Origin of the sequence: Stenotrophomonas nitritireducens, from assembly GCF_001700965.1 — a bacterium.
Classification (GTDB): domain Bacteria; phylum Pseudomonadota; class Gammaproteobacteria; order Xanthomonadales; family Xanthomonadaceae; genus Stenotrophomonas; species Stenotrophomonas nitritireducens_A.
In genome coordinates this window covers 2,085,005-2,100,517 of the sequence record NZ_CP016756.1, presented here as the reverse complement: position 1 = coordinate 2,100,517, position 15,513 = coordinate 2,085,005, and the positions used below count along the sequence as shown (strand labels likewise).

Here is a 15,513-nt window from a genome sequence, read left to right as displayed (position 1 = left end):
ACGGCACAAGGGTGACCACGCAATTGGTGCTGACAAAGCATCGCCCGCGCGCTGCAGGCCTGCAAGTCGCCTTTGGTTGCGTGCTCAGCCTGCGGCCGGAAACAGTGCGGCATGGGCAGCGCTGGCCAGTTGCCCAGGCAATGGCCCCGCAGCGACATGCAGCTTGCAGAAGCCCAGTTCGGCGGCCAGCTCGGCCAGCCGTTCACTGGCGGCAACCACCGGCGCCTGCTGCCACTGCTGCAGCAATGCGGCGGGCAGATGCGGCAGCACCGTCTGCAGTGCTTCGCCACTGCTCAGTGCCAGCACGTAGGGCTGCGGCAGGGCCTGCAGGCGGGCAAGGGTGGCCTTGCTCACCGGCAGCGGCACCCGCTCGTAGACATCGATGCGCTGCAGTGATGCGCCGCGTGCATTGATCTGCGCAGCAATCACGCCACGGCCACCGGGCGCGGTGACCAGGGCCACACGCAGCCCGCGCAGCTGTTGCATGGCCGGCAAGGCGAGCAGGCCTTCACTGTCCATGCGGCTGGGCGCCTGCACATCCAGCGCGCCGTAGCGGCGCAATGCGCGCGCTGTACCCTCGCCCACGGCAACCACGCTGCCCGGACGCAGTTCCGCCAGGCGCAGCAGACGCCCTGCAGCCTCGGCGGCGGCAGGGCTGGTGAACACCACGCGGTCGTAGTCGCGGGCGGCGTTCAGCTGCGCGCGGGTTGCCTCATCGGTACGCATCTGCAGCCGCCACGGTGACAACGCCAGCGTACGTGCACCCAAACGTGCCGCCGCGCTGCGCAGGGTGTCGTGCTGCCCTTGCGGACGCATCGAGATGAGATGCCAGACCGTGTCGGCTGGCACATAGGCGGGGCGGTTCATTCCATGCATTATGCAGGCGCTTTCCGATTTGCGTTCTCTTTCATGTCCGAACATATTGATGAACCCGTGTTGCTGGAAGAACTCCAGCGCACGTTGGCGGCAATGCCGCCGGTTGCGGCGATGGGTATCCGCATTGCCAGCTACGACAATGGCGTGCTGCGCATGCAGGCGCCGTTGGATGCCAACGTCAACGACAAGGGCAATGCCTTTGGCGGCAGCCTGGCCTCGGTGATGACCTTGGCCGGCTGGGCGCTGGTCAGCATGCGCCTGGCTCTGGCCGGCAAGCAGGCCGAGGTGTACGTGGCCGACAGCAATATCCGCTATCGCGCACCGGTCTATGGCGATCTGCTGGCGACCGCCCGCTTGGCACCGGAGCAGGACTGGGACGACTTCCTGGCCCTGTTCGGCAAGCGCGGCCGGGCCAGGGTGACCGTGCGGGCAGCGATCGAAGGCGGTGCGGCCGAGTTCGAAGGGCGTTTCGTGGCGCTGAGCAAGGGCTAAGATCAGCCATCACCGAGGGGACCGCATGTTCCGATATCCGTTCAAGTCCGCTGCTGTCGCGCTGTTGCTGGTGGCCGGCATGGCCCAGGCCGAAGGCCCGAGCCGGGCGCAGCGCAGCAAGCTGGTGCCCACCCAGGACGCCTATGTGGCGGCGGTACGCTGGGGCGATTTCGACAAGGCTGAAGGCTTCATCGACCCGCAGTACCTGCAGCAGCACCCGCTGAGCGACCTGCAGCGCGAGCGCTACCGGCAGATCCAGGTGTCCAGCTACCGCGAGCGCTCGGCCGGCGTGGGCGCCGATGGCAGCATCGAGCGGCGGGTGGAAATGGGCGTGATCAACCGCAATACCCAGGCCGAACGCCTGGTCATGGTGAACGAGCGCTGGCGCTGGGATGCACAGACCAAACGCTGGTGGCAGGCGGCCGGTTTGCCGGATCTATGGCAGGGCCAATGAGCCATTGGCTGGGCTTTCACCGGCTGTGCGACAATCCACGCCCGCTTATCGACCCGTGACCTGAGTGAATTACGAAGAGTTGCTGGCCTTCGCCGGCCGAAATCCGATGCTGTCGCTGGCCCTGGTCGGCCTGACGGTGGCCATCATCGCCACCGAGATCGCGCGCCTGTTCCGCGGCTACAAATCGCTCAAGCCGTCCGAATTGACCCATATGATCAATGCCGGCGGTGCGACCGTGATCGATCTGTCGGCCGCGGCCGACTTCGAGAAGGGCCATATTGCCGGTAGCCGCAATGTGCAGCCGGCGCAGTTGACCCCCGCGCACAAGCTGCTGGCCAATGCCAAGCAGAGCCCGGTGGTGCTGCTGTGCCGTACCGGCAATGCCTCGGCAACGGCCGCTAAAGCCCTGAAAAAAGCCGGTTACGAGCAGGTTTATGTGCTCGACGGTGGCCTGCCGGCATGGCAGGCGGCGGACCTGCTGCTGGTCAAGGGCCGCAACTGAGTCAGCAAATTTTCAGACAGGGCTTGTGTCGGTGGGCAACCGCCCCCATCGCTGGTCTTGTACTAATCCCATTCAATGAACAATCTGTTCTGGAGTCTTGAGCAATGTCCGAAGAGAACACCAACGGCGTAGTCCCGGCCGACGAATCCGCCAACGGCCCGGCTTTCACCATCGAGAAGATCTACGTCAAGGACGTTTCTTTCGAGTCGCCGAACTCCCCGACCATTTTCAACGAGAACGTGCAGCCGGACCTGCAGCTGAACCTGAACCAGAAGGTGCAGCGCCTGTCCGACACCGCTTTTGAAGTGGTGCTGGGCGTGACCCTGACCTGCAAGGCCGGTGACAAGACCGCCTATGTGGCCGAAGTGGAGCAGGCTGGCGTGTTCGGCCTGATCGGCCTGGAGCCGCAGGCCATCGACGTGCTGCTCGGCACCCAGTGCCCGAACATCCTGTTCCCGTACGTGCGTTCGATGGTGTCGGACCTGATCCAGGCTGGCGGCTTCCCGCCGTTCTACCTGCAGCCGATCAACTTTGAAGGCCTGTACGCCGAAACCCTGCGTCAGCGTCAGCAGCAGGGCGAGCCGTCGCTGGCCGACTCCGAGCCGGCTGGCAACGCCTGATCGGCGTCTGCGTTCAAGCATGAGTACGAACGACGCGGAAAAGATCGCCGTTCTCGGCGCGGGCTCCTGGGGCACCGCGCTGGCCACGCTGTTGGCCCGGCACGGTCATACGACCGTGCTATGGGGGCGTGATGCAGCGGTAATCGAAGCGATTGATCAGCGTCATGAGAATCCCCGGTATCTGCCGGGGATTCCCTTGCCCGAATCCCTGCGTGCCAGCACCGACCTGGCGGCCACCGTTGCCGGTGCCGACTGGATCCTGGTGGTGGTGCCGTCACATGCCTTTGCCGAAACCGTGCGCGCGCTGGCGCCGCTGCGGCCGGCGGGTGCGGGCGTGGCCTGGGCGACCAAGGGCTTCGAGCCCGGCTCGGGCCGCTTCCTGCATGAAGTCGCGCGCGAAGTGCTGGGCCCGGACGTGCCGTTGGCCGTCGTCACCGGCCCGTCCTTCGCCAAGGAGGTCACCCTGGGCCTGCCCACCGCCATCACCGTGCACGGCGATGACGAGGCGTTTTCCCAGCAGGTGGCCGACGCCATGCACGGCCCGGCATTCCGCGCCTATACCGGTGACGACATGGTCGGTGCCGAGTTGGGCGGGGCAATGAAGAACGTGCTGGCGGTGGCGACCGGCGTGGCCGATGGCATGCAGCTGGGCCTGAACGCCCGTGCCGGCCTGATCACCCGTGGTCTCAACGAAATGCTGCGCTTGGCGGCTGCCATTGGCGGCAAACCGGAAACGCTGATGGGCCTGGCTGGCCTGGGCGATCTGGTGCTGACCAGTACCGGCGACCTGTCGCGCAATCGCCGCCTGGGTCTGGCGCTCGGCCGTGGCCAGAGCCTGCCCGATGCGGTGAAGGAAATCGGCCAGGTGGTGGAATCGGTGCAGACCGCCGATGAAGTCATGCGCCAGGCCGACCGTCACGGCATCGACCTGCCGATCTCCAAGGCGGTGCAGTCGGTGTTGCACGGCGAACTGAGCCCGTCCGAAGGCCTGCAGCAGCTGCTGGCCCGCGAACAGAAGCCGGAATACCCGGACACGTTGTTCAAGTAAGGATGCGCGAAGATTGAAGAAAAGCCCGGCAATGCCGGGCTTTTTCTTTTCTTCCTTCTTTTCGTGCACCCCGGATGCGCTGGGCTCTCTGGCTCTCTGGCTCTTTGTGGGAGCGGCGTAAGCCGCGAAGCTAACTTTGCTGAAACCCTTGGCAACCTATGCGATCTGATGAGGCATCGGGTTCGCGGCTTACGCCACTCCCACAAAGGAATTTTGCGGCTGCGGGGTTGTTGGTGAAGCCCCTGCCGAGCATGGCTCGGCACTACATGAGCCAGGGACGTAGCCCGGGTAAGCGCAGCGCACCCGGGAGGTACTGGCTCTCTGGATTCGACAGAAATCTTGCGGCTGAGGGTGTTGTTGGTGAAGCCTCTGCCGAGCATGGCTCGGCACTACCGAAGCAAGCGGCGCCGGGCGCGCAAAAAAAAGAAGCCCGGTCGGGGGAGGACCGGGCTTCCAGCGGCGCGTGGGAGAGAGGTCACGCGCCATACAACACCACTATTTGTTGCTTGCAGCTTTGTCGCTTACCAGGTGAAGCGCGGGCCGACGAACCATTCCTTGTCGCCAGCCTTGGCCAGCTTCACTTCGCCGGTCAGGCCCCAGTTCGGGGTGAACTTGGCGGTGGCGCCAACGCGGCCGTAGAACTCGCCATCCGGGTCGTAGCCGCGCTTCTTGCTGTAGTTCTCGTAACCAGCCAGGGCATAGCCTTCGAAGTTCTGGTTGAAGGCGGTGCGCACGCCGACTTCAGCGCTGTAGCCGCTGAACTTCGGGCCGTACTCGAGATCCAGCTTCTGATAGGCCGCACGAGCCAGCAGGTCGGTGTTCGGGGCCACGGTGTAGTTGTAGCCAACACCCAGGCGCCACTGGTCCACGTCATCCTTGAACTTGTCGGTTTCCTGGGCGCTGTACTCACCGAACACATGGAAGTTCGGGTGCACCGCAACCGAGCCCTTCACTGCCCAACCATCGGCGTCTCCGCCCTTGGTATCGGTATTCACGTAGCCGCCTTCAACATAGTTGTAGGACAGGCCATCGGCAGCCGAAGCGGCGAACGGGAGGGCGGCCAACAGGCCCAAAGCGATCAAAGAAGTCTTCATTTCGGCATTACCTCGTTATTGGTCTTGATCGATGTCGACCTGAATCTGTGGCCGTTCGATAGTTGTGAATTATCCGTTAGCCGACGGAACCCATCCTGAATACCAAACTGACCAGTACATAAATTAGGCGAACAACGCGGGAACTTTGGCTACGGTTTGTGTTGGCCACAAAGCGAACGCTTGCGCGCTTGAAACGTCATCGCTCCCAGTGACGTCCCCGCCATATGACGTTCTACCCATCGTGGTGAGTGATGGCGCTGGATAATCGCGGCGGAGGTTGAACGCATCACGCTGCGATCCGCATTGCGTCGCGCACAGGCTGCGCTCATGGCGACGGTCGCGGTCCTGCGTTGCACCGTGCGGTACCTGCACCGGCACTTGCTTGAGCGTCGTCACTCGCGATGCGGTTTCACTAGTGAATCAAGTGGGGCGAAAGCCAGCATCTTCCTCGTTCCTTCATAAGCGGAACACCCACGCCTGCTCAAGAAAAGAGTGGCGTGGTTTGAGTTATTTCTGATGTATCTGTCCGGTGTGCACGCAGATAATTCGCCGCCATCGCCGGGTTTCCATTTCACCGGTGCATCTGCTTCAGGCCCATAAAACAGCTCAAAGCGCTGCACGCCTGCCGGCAGAAAACCGCGATCCGTCCATTGCCATTGCGGTGCAGCGCGATAGCAGGCCCGCAATCGCACAGGCGTGCTGCGGGCACCAGCAGCGTTCTCGCAATACGCCGCCAACGCATGGACGCCGCGTTATGGCGTGAATCGCCAAGGCATACCGACAGCGGTATGCGGATCGCGCGCGGCGTTGACCGTTGTTTGAAGGGCTGCGCGCGTTGCGCGGCTGATGGCGGCATGAACCCGGCACCGTACTTCCAGACGCAGTTGGCAGGCATCGCGAGGTGCTTGCACTTCCCATTTGAATCAAAGGAGTTGAACAGTGAACACAGCGGATAACGGCCGGATCGCACAGGCGATGAACGACAACGACAGGGTGCTGATGCTGGCCGCCGCCGTGCAGCTGCTGTGTTCGCCCAAACGCGCAGGGCGGCCTGGGCGCCACGCGCTTAGTCGAGGCTGGCGAGTTGCTGCCGGGACCAGCGTTGCAGGGAGTGAAGTACGGCCGTGAGTCGTTTCTGGGTTGCCGCGTCATAGTGGCCGCTGTCCGCGTCGAAGACGCGTGCGGCATCACGAACGAACAGCATCGGTGCCGTCATCACCAGCGAGCCGGTGGCCACAAGTGCCTGGCGCAGCTGCGCCTGGGCCAGGCGCGTGCCCCACGGGCCGGGAGTGGCACCGATGATGGCGACCGGCTTGCCGGCCAGCACTTCCTGGCCATCGGGTGTTTTGCGCGACAGCCAGTCAATGGTGTTCTTCAGCACGCCGGGCAGTGATTGGTTGTATTCGGGCGTGGCGATCAGCACCGCGTCGGCGGCCGCGACTGCGGCACGCAGGCGGCGCACGCCGTCCGGACCGGCCGGGTTTTCCGCCTCCAGGTCCTCGTCGAACAATGGCACGTCGGCGATGCTGTCGTACACCGTCAGCTGGATGCCCTCCGGGACGGCGAGGGCAGCGGTTTCCAGCAGGTGGCGGTTGTAGCTGTTGCGGCGCAGGCTGCCAGCGAAGGCAAGCACATGTATGGGACGAGCATCGAGGGACATCGGGTTTTCCTTTTGCGTGATTCAAATCAGAAGAAGGGCCGCACTGGCCAGCAGCGCCATGCCCATGATGCAGTCGGCGCGCCGCCGCATGCCAGGTTTTCCCAGAGCAGCGGGGCAAGACGTTGACCCGCCAGCGCCCTTGGTAGCAGACAGGCGTTCGGGACCGGCACGAAGGCGGCTGGTTGCCGAGCGACTGGGTGACGGCCATCCCCCGCGCCGCAAACAGCATGCGTTGCTGGTCATCGACAAGGCGCTCACCGGCCGCACCCGCGAAGCCGCGCGCGTGGCCGGGGCGTTCCCCTCAGTGTGAATACGCGTGGTGCTTTCTTCACGCAGGTTTTCGCGCTGCCCGGCGAGCGTTGCATCAGTTCCCACCTATGGTCGACACCATGGCCCGTCCCATCTGGAGTGGCACCCTTTCCTTCGGCCTGCTGAACGTGCCGGTATCGCTGATGAGCGGCGAACGCAAGGTGGACATCAGCTTCCGCATGCTCGACTCGCGCGACAAGAAGCCGATCCGCTTCGAGCGGGTCAATGCCGAGACCGGCGAAGAGGTGCCGTGGAAGGACATCATCAAGGCCTTCGAGTACGACAAGGGCAGCTATGTGGTGGTGGAGAAGGAGGACATCGCCTCGGCCGCACCGCAGACCCACGAGTCCATCGACGTCGAGGCATTCGTTGATCGCGATGCCATCGGCCTGCGCTTCTATGAGAAACCCTATGTGCTGGTGCCGGGCAAGAAGGCCGAAAAAGGCTATGTGCTGCTGCGCGAGACGTTGAAGAAAACCGGCAAGGTGGGGGTGGCGCGGGTTGTCATCCGCACCCGCGAATACCTGTGCGCTGTTGCCGCCGAAGGCGACGCGCTGGTATTGCTGATGCTGCGCTACCCGCAGGAACTGGTGGACCCTTCCGAATACAAGCTGCCCAGCGGCAAGGCTTCCGATTACCGCATCAGCAGCCGCGAAACCGAGATGGCGGCCAGCCTGATCGAATCCATGGCCACGCCGTGGCAGCCGGAAAGCTATGAAGACGAGTTCCGCAAACGGCTGCAGGCGATCATCCGCAAGCGCCTGAAAGCCAAGGGCGCCACCACCCGCATCATCGACGAGCAGGCGCCCGAGCCGGAGGATGCCACCACCAATGTGGTCGACTTCATGTCGCTGCTGCAGAAGAGTCTGGACGAGAACAAACGTACCCCCGCGCGCAAACGTGCACCGGCAAAGAAAGCCAAGGCAGCCAAGGTAGCCAAGAAGGCCAGCAAGGCGGCAACTGCCGGCAAGCCCGCAAAAACCGCGCGCAAGGCGGCTGCGCGCTAGCAATGGCCGGCGCGCGGCGGATAGTGGCGCTGGGCAATGGTGGCAGGCGGCTGCGCGGGCGCACATATCTGTATGTGTTTCCCTGCGCCGGCGAAGACTACGCAAAGCTCGGCATCGCCACCGATCCAATGACGCGGCTGCAGGCGTTCTCATCGCGCTATTACTCGCTGTTCGATCTGCCGTTGGGGTGGTTGGTGGAGGCCGAAACCGAGCAGGAGGCGCGCAGCTGGGAAACACGCTGGAAGCGGCAATTGCGCGCGCATGCGGCACCGGCGCCACTGACGGTGCCTGCACGCGCCGGCGGACACACAGAATGGCTGCGCGGTGCCTTGGGTGAATTGAGCCAGTTGCGCGATGCGCTGCAGCTGGAGGGCTTCACGGTGCACCCTTCGTTGCAGGTGTGGGTGCGCGAGCGGCTTGCCCGCCAGGCAGAGCTGCTGGCCAGTGCGGAACAGGCCGCGAGCAGCGGCTTCGGTGCGCCGGCAACCTGGCCGGCCGCCACCGCACACCCGGGGCTGCTGCGCCTGCGCGACGGGCTGGATGCCTACGCCGCGTTGCAACTGCCCATCGATGGGCTGGTGTCCGCCGAGCTGCACGCCTGGCACGCGCGCAACAGCCTGTTGCTCACCGCTGCGGGCCAGTGGTGAGTTCGCGCTGGCGTCCGCGCACGCCTGCTCTGTTCAGACGATGAAGCGGGTATCAGCGCAAAGCACTGCGTGATCGCGCGGCCCGAACGCGCTGGCCAGCAGCATCGCCGCGCACGCTGCTGTGTGCGCCGTGCCAACAGCAAGCGGCGCTGAACGCATTGGCCTGTTCATCAGGATCATGCGCGGAAAAACGAATTAAGGACCCCGCACTAACGGGGCCGGGGCGAGTCTGTGCGTGCGGCGCCCCTGCCGCCAAATGCGAGGCAAGTTCGATGTCCACCCAACACAACACGCCACAGCGCAGCGACGTTCAGGATCCCCGCAGCAACCCGCAACGCCACGCGCAGCAACAGCCGGGCAAACCCGATCAGCCCGACCGCGAACAACCCGGTCGCGAGAAGAAGGCCCCGCAGCGCGACAACGAAGAAGAAGAGTGACCCCGGCGCGGGTCTCGGTTTTCGGTGGGGTTGAGCCGTGGCGTGGCATCTGGGCCGGCGATGCATCGTCAACCGTGCCGGTGCAGGATCCACCGCCACATCAACCCGCTCCCGATACACCTTGCAAGCCGCCGGACAAGAAAGCACCTGGCGAAAAACCGGTAGAGAAAAAGAAGGCGGCACCGTGAGGTGCCGCCTTCTTCATCCGTGTTGCATGCCAGGCATGCACACAGGTTGCTGCATCAGCGCATGATCAATGATGTGCGCCGGCCACCTTCAGCTGTGAACTGTCGACGCTGGTTACGCCCTTGATGCCCTTGGCGGCAGCGATGGCGCGGTCAGCTTCGACCTTGGTGGCAACCGTGCCACTGAGGCTGACAACACCATTGACGGTTTCGACCTTGATTTCCATTCCCGAGACATCCTTGGTGGTCAGCAGCTCGGCTTTCACCTTGGTGGTGATCCAGGTGTCGGTGCCGGGTTGCTCGGATTCATGGCCTTGCATGGCCTGCTGACCGGCAGCCTGCACGGTGAGCGCAGTACCTGCGCAACCCACGGCGATCATGCCGGCGAACAGCAGCTTCTTCATATTGCGGGTATCCATGGCGCATCTCCTGAGGGAGCAACGATGCTCCACCTGCAGAATGCATGGATGGCGATTAAGGCGGTGCCTGCAGGGAGTGACGAGCAGGTGCACGAAATGCAAACGTGGCGTAACGCGTACAGCTTGCAGTGGGGTAGAGCGGACGCTGACGCAGGGGGCATCTGCCGGAATCAGCGCAGCTCAAACAACTCAGGCGATCATCAGGTCCCACGGCAGGTTGGAATCCCTGAACTTGAAACGGTAGCCATCGAAGTCGATCTGCTGGGCGATGTTGCCCTGCGCATCGATCATCGTATGGAAGCAGACATCAACCAGGCCGATGGTGGCCACGCGACGCCCATCGTTGCTGCCCTTGGGCACGCTTTTAGACTCTGTTGCCAGCAGCGTCACCGGGCGTCGTTGACGGCCAGGGCCTTCCAGAAAAAATTGAACGTTGTGCATTTACATGCTCCGGTATGCGATCCCCCCGCATCTGGCTGTTGCAGCTATAGCGGGGAGCAGGATGAGCGGCAATGACTGAATGCGCAGAACTGCGCATTGGCGCTCATTGGGTTGGCGCCGCACCTTGGTGTGCGGCGTAGCACGCTGGGCCAGCCAGCGTTGAAGAGCTACCAGGGAACAATTACCAAGGCGCGATGGACAGCGTGATGACCAAGACGATGACGGCGATGCCGATCAGGATGATGCTGCGCTGGCTGAACCTTCTGCGCTTCATACACGCTCCTGTGCATTGCAGGCGATAGTGCCAGCTACTGCTATAGCACGCACTTCCGAAACGCCAAGCAAACGTGTGTGTGCTGTGCGTGACGCCCGGTTCAGTATTGCTGCCCGGCGGCAATGGTCCGACAGTGAAGCATCAGCAGTGAATCAACTGCCGATGCGCGTGGGTTGACGCATAGCGCACGAAGAAGTGATCCACGTGCGCGGTGTGCTTGCACCGGCATCGGCAATGCGAAGCACGCCTGCAACCGTATCATTCAACAACGGGCAGGGTGATGAAGCTCGGATGTTCTGGGGTGTTCCAGATGCGCTGCGTGGCCTTGCGGTAGTCGCCGGGTTGGGCAAAGAAGATGTTGTCGACGTACTGCTGCGGGTTGCGGTCGTACAGCGGGAACAGGCTGGACTGCACCTGCACCATCAAGCGGTGGCCGGGTTGCAGAGTCTGGTTCACGTTGGGAAGATCGAACTGGTAGGACTGCACCGCATTGGCGCTGAGCGGTGCGGGCTGGCTGAAGCTGTCGCGGTAACGGCCACGGAAGATCGTGATCGCCAGTGGCAACTGATAGCCGGCCAGCTTCGGGTTGTCGGGATACTGATCGGGGTAGACATCGATAAGTTTGACCACCCAGTCGCTGTCGGTGCCGGAGGTGGAGGCATTGAGCTGCACCTGCGGCATGCCGGCGAGTTTCATCGGTTTGTCCAACACCGGCCCGGTGTAAGTGAGTACATCGGTGCGGCCATCGACGAAACGCTGGTCGCGCACCAGCCACGTGGTCCATACGTCGCGGTCGCCCATGTTCACCGGGCGCGGCACGAACGGCACCGGCTTGGCCGGGTCGGAGACGTATTCGGCGTACTGTGCTTCGCCGCCGCTGCTGTCAAAAGCCAACTGCGCGTCGGCGTTCAAGTACAGGCGGCGTGCGCTGGCGCCGCAGGCGTTGCTGCAGCTCTGCGGCCAGGTGGTGTAGGTGTTCCAGCGGTTCTCGCCGGCGTCATAGACCCAGACCGGTGGTGTGTTGGCGGTTGGCGCACCGTCCTTGAGGTACTGGTCGAAGAACGGCTTGAGCACATCGCGGCGCCACTGCAGCGCGGTATCACCGTTGAAGTCCAGCGCGCCGAGCGAGCTGCCGTTGTAATTGGCACCGCTGTGCCGCCACGGGCCGATCACCAGAAAGTTGCGGGTGTTGTCGTGGTCCTTGGGTTCCAGCGCGGCCCAGGCGGTATGTGCGCCGTAGATGTCTTCCTGATCCCACGCGCCCTGTTCCCACATGGTGGGTACCGTGATTTCGGGCAGCTTGGCCAAGAGCTTGTCCAACGCCTGCTGCTGCCAGAACGCGTCATAGGCCGGGTGCTCGCTGACCTTGTGCCAGGCCGGTATCTGTTCCAGTCCCTGCGCCTTCGCAAACGCGCCGACCGAGCCAGCCTGCAGGAAGCTGCTGTAGTCATCGGCGCCGGGCATGGCCATTTTCGCACCGGCACCGCGTGCGGTCATCTGGCCGGTGAAGTAGCCAAGATTCACCTGCCGATAGGCGCCGTGCTGGAACCAGTCATCGCCCATCCAGCCATCGATCATCGGGCTTTCCGGCGCGGCCACTTTCAATGCCGGGTGGGGATCTAGCAGGGCCATCACCACGGTGAAGCCTTCGTAGGACGAGCCGAGCATGCCGACCTTGCCGTTGGACTCGGGCAGGTGCTTGACCAGCCAATCGATGCTGTCCCAGGCGTCAGTGCTGTGATCGATCTTGCCCGGGTTGAGCGGACCGCGCGGCGGCCGCGTCATCACGTAGTCGCCTTCGGAGCCGTACTTGCCGCGCACGTCCTGGAACACGCGGATATAGCCGTCTTCGGCGAATACCGTATCGCCCTGGGCGAGCGCGTCGACCAGGCGTGTCGCGCCCGGCGTGCGATCCACCCGGCCGGCCGCGTTGTAGGGCGTGCGGGTGAACAGGATCGGCGCGTTGTGCGCGCCCTTGGGGATCATGATCACGGTGTAGAGCTTGACCCCGTCCCGCATCGGGATCATCACCTCGCGTTTGATGAAGTCGCGCGCCGGTTCGGGGGCAACGAACTTCTTGCCGGTGATGTCCGGCGTCATCGGCGAGACCTGCGCCGCTGCGCTGGGTGCAATGCCGATGCCGCAGACGACGGCGACGGTTGCTGCCAGGATCTGGATCCGCATTGCTCGACCTCACGCGTTCGGGGCAAACGCTGACGCTATGCCTGTGTAGCGGTGGTTACACATGGCAAAGGTCATGGGGTTGATGCGGAAGGCACCCCTCCCCAACCCTCCCCTGCGCTCTGCGCAAGGGAGGGGGCTGATTGCTGCGCCGTGTCAGGTCAACGGGTACCGCCGTTACCCCTTCCCTTGCGCAGAGCGCAGGGGAGGGTTGGGGAGGGGTGCTTTTAAAGCTTTACGCTTCAACCCCAAACTCACCCAGCAAGCAACTCCACATGCTCCCCAGCCGGCCCACGCAGGCTGCGGCACTCACCGACAGCGCATAGCTGCCAACCGGCCTCACGCAGCACGCTGTCCTCCACCGCCGGCAAACGCATCGCAAGACTGTACTGACCGGCATGACGGACCTTGGCTGCAGGAGGCAATTCCACCTGATCGATTTCGACCATGCATTGCCCCGGCATCGGCACCACGGCGACCGGGAAGCGGCCTTCCAGTGGCATGCCATAGGCGCGGTTGAGTACGGTGATCTTGGTGTCGAAGGCCCAGCCTTTCGCGCCCAGCAAAGCCGACCAGGCGCGTTGCGAGGCATCGCGATCCGGCGTGGTCATCACCCCGATGAAGGTGGAGGCCACCCTGGCATCTGTCACCGGCAGATCGAATGGCGGCACCTGTGCCTTGATCTGGGTGAGGTAGAGCAGCTCGCCGCACGGGCCCAGCACCTGCGCGGCACGGATGGCATCGCTCAGTTCCAGGTTGGCGGCGGCGCCCAGCACTTTGAAGGGCGGCTGCAAACTGGCGGCCAGCGTATCGATGTCACCGACCAGCACTTCCAGTGACAGCCAGCCGTGGCGGTACATCGGTTCACCGAGAACCGCAGCGGGGTCCTCGATTACCCGCAACACCGGCTCGCCCGCGCTGTTGGCCAACCACGCCAACGGCGCGCCTGCCAGATCGTGCAGATCCAGCGCGGCGGCATCCTCGCCGCTCAGCGTGCCTTGTTGCTGCACGAACAGCCCCAGCTGCGCGGCATAGGCGTCGCAGACCTGCTGCAGGTCCGGTGCGATCAAGGTGGCGTGGATGATGCCTTGCTTCATGTGCGGCGCTCCGTGGCCAGTTTGCGCTCAAGCCAGGGCATCAGGCCGCCGCCGGCGACGATTTCCATCAGCTCGGTGGGGATTTTCTCGCAGTCGAATTCGCGGCCGGTGGTGTGATTGATGATGCGTCCTTCCACCGGGCGTACTTCCAGTTCATCGCCGCGCGATGCCTCAAGGTTCGCACACACCAGCGCCGGCACGCCAAGGTTCAGCGCATTGCGATAGAAAATGCGCGCGAAGGATTTGGCGATGATGGCGCCCACGCCCAGTTCGGCCAGTGCCTGCACCGCCTGCTCGCGCGAGGAACCAATGCCGAAGGACTCGCCGCCGACCACGATGTCGCCGCGCTTCACTTCACTGGCGAATGCCGGATCCACCGCTTCCAGGCAGTGGCTGGCAAGCACGCGCATCGGTTCGCGCATGTAGGGGCCGGGCGCCAGCACATCGGTGTCGATGCGGTCGCCGAAGACGAAGGCCTTGCCACGGACATTCATGCGCTTTCTCCCAGCAGTTCGCGCGGATCACAGATTTCGCCCTTCACCGCCGCCGCTGCAACGCTGTACGGCGAGCCCAGATAGACCTGCGCTTCGGCCGAGCCCATGCGGCCCTTGAAGTTGCGCGCGGTGGTGGACATGCACACTTCGCCGCTGCTGAGCATGCCCGCGCCCATGCCGGCGCAGGCGCCACAGCCGGACGGCAGCAGGATGGCACCGGCTGCGGTCAGCGTGGCCAGGGTGCCTTCGGCAGCCGCCTGTGCGGTCATCGCCACCGAGGCCGGGGCAATCAACAGGCGCATACCCTTGGCGATCTTGCGGCCTTTCAACACCTCAGCCGCCATGCGCAGGTCGGTGAGCTTGGCACCGGTGCAGGCGCCGATATAGGCCTGGTCGATATGCACGTTGCCGTGCTCACCCACCGGCCGGCTATTGGCCGGGCTGTGCGGTGCGGCCACGTGCGGCGCGATCTGCGCGGCGTCGTAGCGGTAGTGATGCAGGTAGTTGGCGTCGGCGTCGCTGCACCATTGCGCCAGGTCACCGTGGAAGGGCTTGCCGGCCTGTTCCAGTGCCGCAAGCGTGGTCGCATCGGGTTCGACGATGCCGGTTTCCGCGCCCAGTTCGGCAGCCATGTTGCACAGGGTCAGACGCTCATGCATCGGCATCGCCTGCACCGCGCTGCCGCCGTACTCGAACACCTGGCCTTCGTTGCCCATGCCGTACTGGCCGCACAGCATCAGCATCACGTCCTTGGCGCTGACACCGGCGCCGAGCACGCCGTCCAGCTGCACGCGGGTGGTCTGCGGCACACGCAGCCAGACTTCGCCGGTGACCAGCGCGCCGGTGATGTCGGTGGCGCCCATGCCGACCATGAAGGCACCGAAGGCGCCGCCGCTGGGCGAGTGCGAATCACCACCCACGCAGAACATGCCCGGCTGCACATGGCCGTGTTCCTGCAGTACCACATGGCAGATGCCGAGCATGTCGTAATGGGTGACGCCCTGGGCCTGCGCCCACTTGCGGGTGAGCGCGAGGATGTCGGCGCTTTCCATGTCCACGGCGGGTACGAAGTGATCGGAGACCACCACCACCTTGTTCGGGTCCCACACCTTGGCACCGAGTTTTTCCAGGCGCGAGGCCACCCGGCGGGGGCCGCCGGAGTCGTGCATCATCAACAGGTCGAGCCTGGCGGTGAGAATTTCACCGGCGCGCACGGCCTCACGCCCGCAGGCACGGGCGAGGATTTTTTCGGCAAGCGTTGCACTCACGGTCGCAC

The 15,513-nt window shown here is 64.1% G+C and carries 19 protein-coding genes; 8 read left to right on the top strand and 11 right to left on the bottom strand.

The genetic code is table 11. The features are described from left to right. Nucleotides 1-84: 84 nt before the first annotated feature. Nucleotides 85-867, bottom strand: a complete 783-nt coding sequence (locus BCV67_RS08940; RefSeq protein ID WP_156455919.1) for a uroporphyrinogen-III synthase — start codon at nt 865-867, stop codon at nt 85-87. Between the two features lie 42 nt (nt 868-909). Between BCV67_RS08940 and BCV67_RS08935 the strand changes: the two genes are divergently transcribed. From BCV67_RS08935 to BCV67_RS08915, 5 genes are all read left to right on the top strand, one after another. After that, entirely contained in the window at nt 910-1,368 is a 459-nt protein-coding gene (locus BCV67_RS08935; RefSeq protein WP_062172019.1) for a YiiD C-terminal domain-containing protein, read from the top strand. A 25-nt stretch (nt 1,369-1,393) separates the two neighbouring features. Further along, nucleotides 1,394-1,822 (top strand): hypothetical protein, encoded by a 429-nt coding sequence (locus BCV67_RS08930; protein WP_062171064.1) that lies wholly within the window; start codon nt 1,394-1,396, stop codon nt 1,820-1,822. Between the two features lie 64 nt (nt 1,823-1,886). Further along, the gene (locus tag BCV67_RS08925; RefSeq protein WP_057629188.1) at nt 1,887-2,324 is read left to right on the top strand and encodes a rhodanese-like domain-containing protein; all 438 of its coding nucleotides are present in this window, start codon (nt 1,887-1,889) and stop codon (nt 2,322-2,324) included. A 104-nt stretch (nt 2,325-2,428) separates the two neighbouring features. Next, nucleotides 2,429-2,944, top strand: a complete 516-nt coding sequence (secB, locus tag BCV67_RS08920) for a protein-export chaperone SecB (RefSeq protein WP_062171067.1) — start codon at nt 2,429-2,431, stop codon at nt 2,942-2,944. A 19-nt stretch (nt 2,945-2,963) separates the two neighbouring features. Further along, entirely contained in the window at nt 2,964-3,992 is a 1,029-nt protein-coding gene (locus BCV67_RS08915; protein WP_062171069.1) for an NAD(P)H-dependent glycerol-3-phosphate dehydrogenase, read from the top strand. Between the two features lie 521 nt (nt 3,993-4,513). On the opposite strand, the gene BCV67_RS08910 is transcribed toward BCV67_RS08915, so the two are convergent. From BCV67_RS08910 to BCV67_RS08905, 3 genes are all read right to left on the bottom strand, one after another. Continuing rightward, a complete protein-coding gene (locus BCV67_RS08910) occupies nt 4,514-5,086 on the bottom strand; it encodes an Ax21 family protein (RefSeq protein WP_062171071.1) in 573 nt (190 codons plus the stop codon). 571 nt (nt 5,087-5,657) lie between these two features. Beyond that, complete coding sequence (locus BCV67_RS20085) at nt 5,658-5,981, bottom strand: hypothetical protein (RefSeq protein ID WP_156455920.1); 324 nt, start codon at nt 5,979-5,981, stop codon at nt 5,658-5,660. 171 nt (nt 5,982-6,152) lie between these two features. Then, on the bottom strand, nt 6,153-6,746 hold the full coding sequence (locus BCV67_RS08905; protein WP_062171073.1) for an NADPH-dependent FMN reductase: 594 nt from the start codon (nt 6,744-6,746) through the stop codon (nt 6,153-6,155). A 389-nt stretch (nt 6,747-7,135) separates the two neighbouring features. Here BCV67_RS08905 and BCV67_RS08900 point away from each other — a divergent pair, with 389 nt between their 5' ends. Beyond that, nucleotides 7,136-8,062: a Ku protein gene (locus BCV67_RS08900; protein ID WP_062172023.1), complete on the top strand. Its 927-nt coding sequence runs from the start codon at nt 7,136-7,138 to the stop codon at nt 8,060-8,062. A gap of 2 nt (nt 8,063-8,064) precedes the next feature. After that, nucleotides 8,065-8,709 carry a hypothetical protein gene (locus BCV67_RS08895; protein ID WP_062171075.1) on the top strand — a complete coding sequence of 215 codons (645 nt, stop codon included), beginning with the start codon at nt 8,065-8,067 and terminating at the stop codon, nt 8,707-8,709. Nucleotides 8,710-8,742: 33 nt separating this feature from the next. On the opposite strand, the gene BCV67_RS20075 is transcribed toward BCV67_RS08895, so the two are convergent. Further along, nucleotides 8,743-8,889, bottom strand: coding sequence for a hypothetical protein (locus BCV67_RS20075; RefSeq protein WP_156455921.1), 147 nt, complete (start codon nt 8,887-8,889; stop codon nt 8,743-8,745). 92 nt (nt 8,890-8,981) lie between these two features. Between BCV67_RS20075 and BCV67_RS20070 the strand changes: the two genes are divergently transcribed. Then, nucleotides 8,982-9,146 (top strand): hypothetical protein, encoded by a 165-nt coding sequence (locus BCV67_RS20070; protein ID WP_156455922.1) that lies wholly within the window; start codon nt 8,982-8,984, stop codon nt 9,144-9,146. Between the two features lie 253 nt (nt 9,147-9,399). On the opposite strand, the gene BCV67_RS08890 is transcribed toward BCV67_RS20070, so the two are convergent. The 6 genes from BCV67_RS08890 to BCV67_RS08870 form a co-directional block, all read right to left on the bottom strand. Further along, complete coding sequence (locus BCV67_RS08890; protein ID WP_062171077.1) at nt 9,400-9,750, bottom strand: BON domain-containing protein; 351 nt, start codon at nt 9,748-9,750, stop codon at nt 9,400-9,402. A 189-nt stretch (nt 9,751-9,939) separates the two neighbouring features. Further along, a complete protein-coding gene (locus BCV67_RS20065) occupies nt 9,940-10,191 on the bottom strand; it encodes a hypothetical protein (RefSeq protein ID WP_156455923.1) in 252 nt (83 codons plus the stop codon). Nucleotides 10,192-10,723: 532 nt separating this feature from the next. Continuing rightward, complete coding sequence (locus BCV67_RS08885) at nt 10,724-12,649, bottom strand: CocE/NonD family hydrolase (protein WP_062171079.1); 1,926 nt, start codon at nt 12,647-12,649, stop codon at nt 10,724-10,726. Nucleotides 12,650-12,900: 251 nt separating this feature from the next. After that, nucleotides 12,901-13,743: a hypothetical protein gene (locus tag BCV67_RS08880; RefSeq protein ID WP_062171081.1), complete on the bottom strand. Its 843-nt coding sequence runs from the start codon at nt 13,741-13,743 to the stop codon at nt 12,901-12,903. Continuing rightward, nucleotides 13,740-14,237 (bottom strand): 3-isopropylmalate dehydratase, encoded by a 498-nt coding sequence (locus BCV67_RS08875; RefSeq protein WP_062171082.1) that lies wholly within the window; start codon nt 14,235-14,237, stop codon nt 13,740-13,742. Before BCV67_RS08875 ends, BCV67_RS08880 begins: the two co-directional genes overlap by 4 nt. Next, nucleotides 14,234-15,505 (bottom strand): 3-isopropylmalate dehydratase large subunit, encoded by a 1,272-nt coding sequence (locus BCV67_RS08870; protein WP_062171084.1) that lies wholly within the window; start codon nt 15,503-15,505, stop codon nt 14,234-14,236. Before BCV67_RS08870 ends, BCV67_RS08875 begins: the two co-directional genes overlap by 4 nt. Nucleotides 15,506-15,513: the final 8 nt, after the last annotated feature.